At 43.3% G+C, this 6,700-nt stretch carries 6 protein-coding genes; 4 read left to right on the top strand and 2 right to left on the bottom strand.

The features are described 5' to 3' along the window. Positions 1 to 482: 482 nt before the first annotated feature. Positions 483 to 1,229 (bottom strand): SAM-dependent methyltransferase, encoded by a 747-nt coding sequence (locus J2Z20_RS17555; protein ID WP_209853334.1) that lies wholly within the window; start codon positions 1,227 to 1,229, stop codon positions 483 to 485. 181 nt (positions 1,230 to 1,410) lie between these two features. Between J2Z20_RS17555 and J2Z20_RS17550 the strand changes: the two genes are divergently transcribed. The 4 genes from J2Z20_RS17550 to J2Z20_RS17535 all read left to right on the top strand — a co-directional run bounded on the left by J2Z20_RS17550 (position 1,411) and on the right by J2Z20_RS17535 (position 5,641). Beyond that, entirely contained in the window at positions 1,411 to 2,271 is an 861-nt protein-coding gene (locus tag J2Z20_RS17550; protein ID WP_209853338.1) for a 5'-3' exonuclease, read from the top strand. Beyond that, positions 2,271 to 3,371, top strand: coding sequence for a phosphodiester glycosidase family protein (locus J2Z20_RS17545; protein WP_209853332.1), 1,101 nt, complete (start codon positions 2,271 to 2,273; stop codon positions 3,369 to 3,371). Before J2Z20_RS17550 ends, J2Z20_RS17545 begins: the two co-directional genes overlap by 1 nt. Positions 3,372 to 3,620: 249 nt before the next feature. Beyond that, positions 3,621 to 4,520, top strand: a complete 900-nt coding sequence (locus J2Z20_RS17540) for an ROK family protein (RefSeq protein WP_280921789.1) — start codon at positions 3,621 to 3,623, stop codon at positions 4,518 to 4,520. Positions 4,521 to 4,639: 119 nt separating this feature from the next. After that, on the top strand, positions 4,640 to 5,641 hold the full coding sequence (locus J2Z20_RS17535; RefSeq protein WP_209853330.1) for an HRDC domain-containing protein: 1,002 nt from the start codon (positions 4,640 to 4,642) through the stop codon (positions 5,639 to 5,641). Between the two features lie 78 nt (positions 5,642 to 5,719). On the opposite strand, the gene corA is transcribed toward J2Z20_RS17535, so the two are convergent. Next, entirely contained in the window at positions 5,720 to 6,655 is a 936-nt protein-coding gene (corA, locus tag J2Z20_RS17530; RefSeq protein ID WP_209853328.1) for a magnesium/cobalt transporter CorA, read from the bottom strand. Between the last annotated feature and the right edge of the window lie 45 nt (positions 6,656 to 6,700).

The raw sequence follows: 6,700 nt of genomic DNA, 5'->3' as shown, positions 1-6,700 counted from the left end.
CGTCTTTGTTTTGGCATAGTAGATCCGCTCCTAATTGTATTGATTTCATTCTACTAGCCCCTATTTTTTATGTCCAACTAAGTGTAGACGATCCACCTTATATTCAGGACTTAGATGAGGTCAATATCGTTTTATCTGAACGTAGTGGGATATAAAGACGACTTCTTTGATCAGTGCGATCGCTGGTGGGAGTCGGTTTTATCTGAACGTAGTGGGATATAAAGGTGGAATCAAGTATTCGTTCCAGCTGCCGACTAGGGGTTTTATCTGAACGTAGTGGGATATAAAGAGAATCGAAATTAAATTGTGATTCATCGAATATGAGTTTTATCTGAACGTAGTGGGATATTAGTAGCTAATTGTAGCTACTTCAATACCGAACAACTCATGGCCATATTGTTCTATATTACGTAAAGGATATAAATGACTTGTTATTATCCGAAAAACGGATACCTCCCCTCAGAAAGTATCCGTTTTCCATATTAATTTCTAAACAAATAAAGCCCAAATCCAAGTGTATCTCGTCCCCACGTCAGGTATATTTTGCGCCAATTACGGATCTTGTTCAGCATCCAATCACGATCAGGGTGATCAGGATGGTTATGGCATTCATTCTCAATAGACATGGAGTAGAGCCATTCATATTCATCCCAATCATCTTCACTGGCAATGGTCGACCATAGAGCGGTAAGACCTAATGCTTCTGCGGCTTCAATCGTTCCTAAGTGACTTTTCATCTCGGATTCTTCAGCGCCAAGTGCAGCTAAATAATCTGGGCTCGGCTTCTTCCTCCAGTATCCTTCTCCAATAAGAATATAACCGCCTTTCTTGACAGCTTTACGCAAAGCTGTAATAGTCTCCTCATAGCCTCCGAGAGCATGGCTTGAACCGATGCAAATCCCTAAGCTGAACTGACCATTTAAATATGTATTTATAACTTCTTTAGCGTCCTGATTAATGAATTGGAGCTTTTCACTTGGAATTCGTCCTTTAGCGTTTTTCTCCCCTGCTGCAATAGAACCTTCGAACAATTCGATGGCTACAGCGTTGACGCCATACTTTTCAATGAAACGAATGGGAAGCTCGCCTTTTCCTGCACCGATATCTATGATTTGATCATTTGGATGAAGCGGAATAAGGTCAATGATGCGATTTATTTTGGCCTCGCTAATCGGGTTGTGAAACAGATGATGCTGATGAGCGATATGAGAGAACGTTTGTTGATTCATACAACTCTCCTTTACACCTATTGATAGAATGCAAGACAATATATTCATCCATATTACTATAGTTCATTATGATATACTAGGATGAGTGTCGAATTGTGTAACAATAGGACAACCTAACATAATCAACAGAGATCATAAGGAGAGTTATGTAGTGAATAATCAGAATTCGAATAACAAAATCATGCTCGTCGACGGTATGGCGGTGCTGTTCCGAGCCTTTTATGCTACGGCTTCCAGCGGGTATATTAGAAGGACGAAAGCGGGTATTCCGACCAATGCAATCTATGGCTTTATCCGTTACTTTTGGGATGCAGTAGAGACGTTCGACCCCACGCATGTAGCGTGCTGCTGGGATTTAGGCGGCAAAACGTTTCGTATGGAGCAGTTTCCTGCATATAAAGGGAACCGGGCAGACGCTCCAGACGACCTGATCCCGCAATTTTCACTCATTCAAGAAGTTATGGACAGCCTTGGTATTCCTAATATTGGCGCAGAAGGTTTTGAAGCTGATGATTGCATCGGCTCGTTATCTAGAGAGCTGTCCAAAGAGATGGACGTGATGGTGCTAACCGGCGATCATGATATGCTGCAGTTGGTTGATGATCGGACTCATGTCATTATTATGAAAAAAGGTCACGGCAATTACAAAGTGTACACTCCCGAGTCACTTATGGAGGAGAAACAGCTAACCCCTCGCCAAATTATTGATTTGAAAGCACTGATGGGAGATGCGAGTGATAACTATCCAGGCGTGCGAGGCATTGGTGAGAAGACGGCGCTGAAGCTTATTCAAGAATATGGATCCATTGAAGGTATCCTTGATCATTTAGATTCTCTTTCCAAATCCATTAGAGCTAAAATTGAGGCTGATCTCGATATGCTTCATTTGTCCAGACAACTGGCTGAGATTCGAAGGGACGTTCCGTTAAACTATAAAGTTGAATCATGCGAGCTTGAGCTGAATCATGCTCAGGTAGTTGCTAAGTTCGAAGAGTTAGAAATGAAAAGTCTATGTTCTCTAATGGGAGTGGCGATCGTTTGATGATGACCCGAATGCGAATTGAAAAGCTATTATCTATCTTTATCGTTATTAGTTTATTTCTGTCTATGAACTGGACAAGTACAGCTGCAGCAAAGGCCGGTATGAAAGTAGAGAATAAGAAGGTTTCAATTAATGGAAAGAGCTTTACAGTTCAGACGGTGACCATTCCGAAGGGAACACCTGTGACTCTAGGTCTTGCTAAAGGGCAAGTCGGTCAGACAGCTCCGTTTGCATCCATCGTAAAAATGTATCAGGCAGAAGCGGCAATTAACGGAGCTTTCTTTGAGGCTTATCACGGAGCTCCTGATCCCTATGGTACGCTAATTAGGAATGGTCAAATAGCACATATAGGCCGCTATGGAACGACAATTGGTTTTCTAAAGGATGGCACAGCTCTCATGGATTCATTAATGATATCCATTACGGGCACCGTTACGGGACAGAATGGACGAAGCCAAGGCTGGTATGCGACATTTGTGAACCGTACACCTGCAGACGGCGCGAGTACAGATATACTGTTCAACTCGGCCAGAGGAGGAAAGGTTGGTTTCAAAGGCGGCACAGCTGTAGTCATCGAGAACGGTAAAGTAACGAAGAAAACGACGAATATTAACATCTCGATTCCTAGGGACGGTTATGTATTGGTGTATACAGGGACTCAAAAATCGAGAGCGGATCGCTTTGAAGTAGGTGATGTCGTCAAGATGACCCTATCGTATAAAGACAGCCAAGGTCATACAATTCCGTGGGACGATGTGGTGACGGCAGTCGGTGCAGGGCCTCGTCTTGTGAAGGATGGCAAAGTCCAGCTTAATCCGGAAGCTGAAGGCTTCAAGGATGAGAAGATATTAAAAAATGCTGCGGCACGAAGTGCTATAGGCATTAAAGAAGATGGATCCATTGTTATTGCGACGGTATCTGGTGTAACGATGAAGCAATGGGCGGCCGTCATGCAGAAGCTCGGTGTCAAGCAAGCGATGAATTTAGATGGAGGAGCATCCTCCGCACTGTATGCTGGCGGTACAATATTGACAAAGCCCGGTCGCGAGCTGAGCAACACACTTGTATTCGGCAGTAAAGTGAATGGACAAGCGAAATGATTTAGAGTAAAATTTCTCAAACAAAACACAGGAGATACTTCATATCGAAGTGCTCACCTGTGTTTTATGCATATAAGAGCTTATTTTCATGAACTCATCATATAATATACAGAATTTACAGGGGAGAATTAATCTATTTTACAAAAAAGGAACTGGTCGTTGCCCAGCGAATTGGTATATAGCCCATCATAGCGTATCGAACAGAAGGTTAAACATATTTAGATATATTCCTTAAGGAGGAGTATGAATATGGCCTTGCTTGGAGCTATTGAAGCCGGAGGAACAAAATTTGTTTGCGGCGTTGGAACCGAAGACGGGACGTTGCTTGAGAGGGTAAGCTTTGCCACGACAACACCTGAGAAAACGATGCAGCACGTTGTGAATTTTTTTAGGCAGACTGGGGTCGAGGCAATAGGCATAGGTTCATTTGGACCGATCGATCCCATTGTTAATAGTCCTACATACGGATTTATTACAACGACACCGAAGCTCCACTGGGGACATTTCGACTTCGTAGGGAGTGTAAAGAAGCATTTGTCAGTTCCAATTGGGTTTGATACAGATGTGAACGGTGCTGCATTAGGTGAATATATGTGGGGAGCAGCGCAAGGATTAGATAGCTGCCTTTACATGACCGTAGGTACGGGCATAGGTGCAGGAGTTGTTGTAGATGGGAAGCTGGTTCATGGATTATCTCACCCAGAAATGGGACATATATTCGTAAGACGGCATCCCGATGATCCGTTTGCAGGATGCTGTCCATATCATGTGGATTGCCTTGAAGGTGTGGCTTCAGGGCCAGCGATCAATCAGAGATGGAGCGTGCAAGGGAGCGAATTGACTGAGGATCATCCTGCATGGGAATTGGAAGCCTACTATCTAGCCCAAGCCTTGATGAACTATATCCTGATTTTGTCTCCGCATCAAATAGTGATGGGCGGCGGAGTGATGAAGCAGAAACAGCTCTTCCCGCTAATTAAGGCCAAGGTGCAGGAAATGATAAACGGGTACTTGCAGCATTCCCATATCAATGATCAAATCGATCAATATATTGTTCCGCCGAAGCTTGGTGATAACGCAGGTCTTTGCGGAGCACTTGCATTAGGTCACAGAGCGCTGAATAAGGTTGATTCTATAACAACTTATTGACAAAATTACAAAATATGGTATAATAATGTGCAACAGCATACATAGAGGAAGCACCTCTCTTACGAAATTTGTAGGAGGGGTGCTTTTTTTGTTGGCTGACGATCGAGGAGGTGTAGGATATGCATATTGTTTTTTTGAACAGTATGGAGAAAAGACAGGACGAGCGCCTTATTCCGGCGAAAGTATGGATCGGTGAGGAACGAGGAGTATGGCGCATGGGCTGGAGCGAGTTTGACGCAGCAGGGCAGGAGCGGGAATCCATTTGGTATGAAGGCGGCTCATGGAGTGAGATGCTGCATATTTTTAGGCACGGACTTGCTATGAAATTATCCGATGGCTTCCGCCCGCTTATTGAAGGAGTGTTTCATGAGAAGGAAGCGGGGCACCGTACGAATGCAGCGCAAAAACTAATTTGTTACAGTGAACTGCACGGAAACGAAGAACTCTATAATGAGCTCGCTGTTTGGCGGCGCAAGAAAGCATCTGGAGAACGCAAAGCCCCATATTTTATCGCGAGTAACCGTGTGCTTCGATTGATCAGTACGTTCGTGCCGCAGACGGTAGAGGAGCTTCTACAGCTTCCTGGTGTGGGCGATAGCAAGGTGCAAGAATACGGCCAGGAACTGTTGCAATTTACGAGCGGGATGAAGCGAGAGCATACTTTTCCATTAGATTGGGTGTATCGTCAGCTTGATGATGAAGCATTTATGTCATGGTTCTACAAACAAAAGGAAAATAAATATAAGCAAGATCTCGATCAATACAAAATAAGAAGATCCATTTTGGAAGGGATATCAGCAGGAGTGAGTCTGGAGCAGCTGGAAGAGCAGCATGCTACGTCGCGCCGTGAACTTGTTGAGCTTCTGGAACAGTTGGAACAAGAGGGATATGATACGGATGCACTCATTGAGTCAGAGCTTGCACATATGTCTGAAGAAGAGAAGGCGGCGGTATGGAAAGCGTATGAGGAGTTGGGAGATACACTTTTGAAACCTGTGTTGCAGCATGTTTACGGTACAGATATTCCGGCTGACCAATCGCTTGACCAGCTGTATGAGAAGCTGCGGATGATTCGGATCAGATATCGCAGACAAGCTTCTGCCCGCCTTGATGTAGGTTGATCATATTCTACTGCAAGTTAATAACAAAGGACGATAGAAGAGTTCTTGGGTAAGAAATCTTTATCGTCCTTTACAGGCTCAAAGCCATTCTTTTTTACGGAAAATATAAAACATGCTGAAGCCGAGCGTAATCATGATACTAATCACGAAGAAGTATCCATACTTCCAATGAAGCTCAGGGATATGATCAAAGTTCATCCCATAGATGCCTGTAATGACGGTCAGCGGCATGAATATCGTTGTTATGGCTGTAAACACGCGCATGATTTCGTTGGCACGATTGGCAATACTGGATTGATAGGCTTCTCGTAAGTTCCCCATCAAATCGCGATACGTATCAAAAGTTTCCGAAATTTTCACTGCATTTTCGTAAATATCGCTAAAATATTTTTGGAGCTGGTCATCAATAAGACGCAGATCTTTTTTATTGAGCGTATTAATCACTTCTTTTTGTGGGCCGAGCACTTTTTTGAGCCACAAAATTTCGCTTCGAAGTCCGATAATTTCGTTAAGATGCGACTTTTTCGTATGCATCAATATATCTTCTTCAAGTTTTTCAATTCTGGCCTCAATTCGGTCACCTACTGTGAAATAATTATCTACGACAAGGTCGATCAGCAGGTATAAGAAGCGGTCAGGTTCGTTCACTTCCTGTTCCCAGAGAACAGGTTTAAGTGCGCGAAGCTCATGAATTTTTTGCTTAGTGACTGTAATAATATAATGGCGTCCTAAGAACACATTCAGCGCTCTTAAGAAAATTTCCTCATCATCAAATCGAATACTGTTAATAACTATAAAATAATGACTTTCATAAATTTCGATTTTTGGACGTTGTTCTTCTTCAGAGAGACAGTCCTCTACAGCCAAATCATGGATCGAGAAGAGCGGCTGCAGCAAAGCCAAATCTTCAATATCCGCGTCAATCCAATAAAATCCTTTTTCTGGAGGTGTTAATGTTGTTTCAATGTCTTCTACCGGTGTAAATACACCTGCATTTACCAAACGGATTTTCATCTGATTCACTCCTTCTCCCTTAATGAAACAAGTTCAGCAAGGAAC

Origin of the sequence: Paenibacillus sediminis (assembly GCF_017873765.1) — a bacterium.
Lineage (GTDB): Bacteria > Bacillota > Bacilli > Paenibacillales > Paenibacillaceae > Paenibacillus_AG > Paenibacillus_AG sediminis.
Note: the sequence above shows the minus strand (reverse complement) of the source record. Positions and strands in the feature narration are given on the sequence as shown.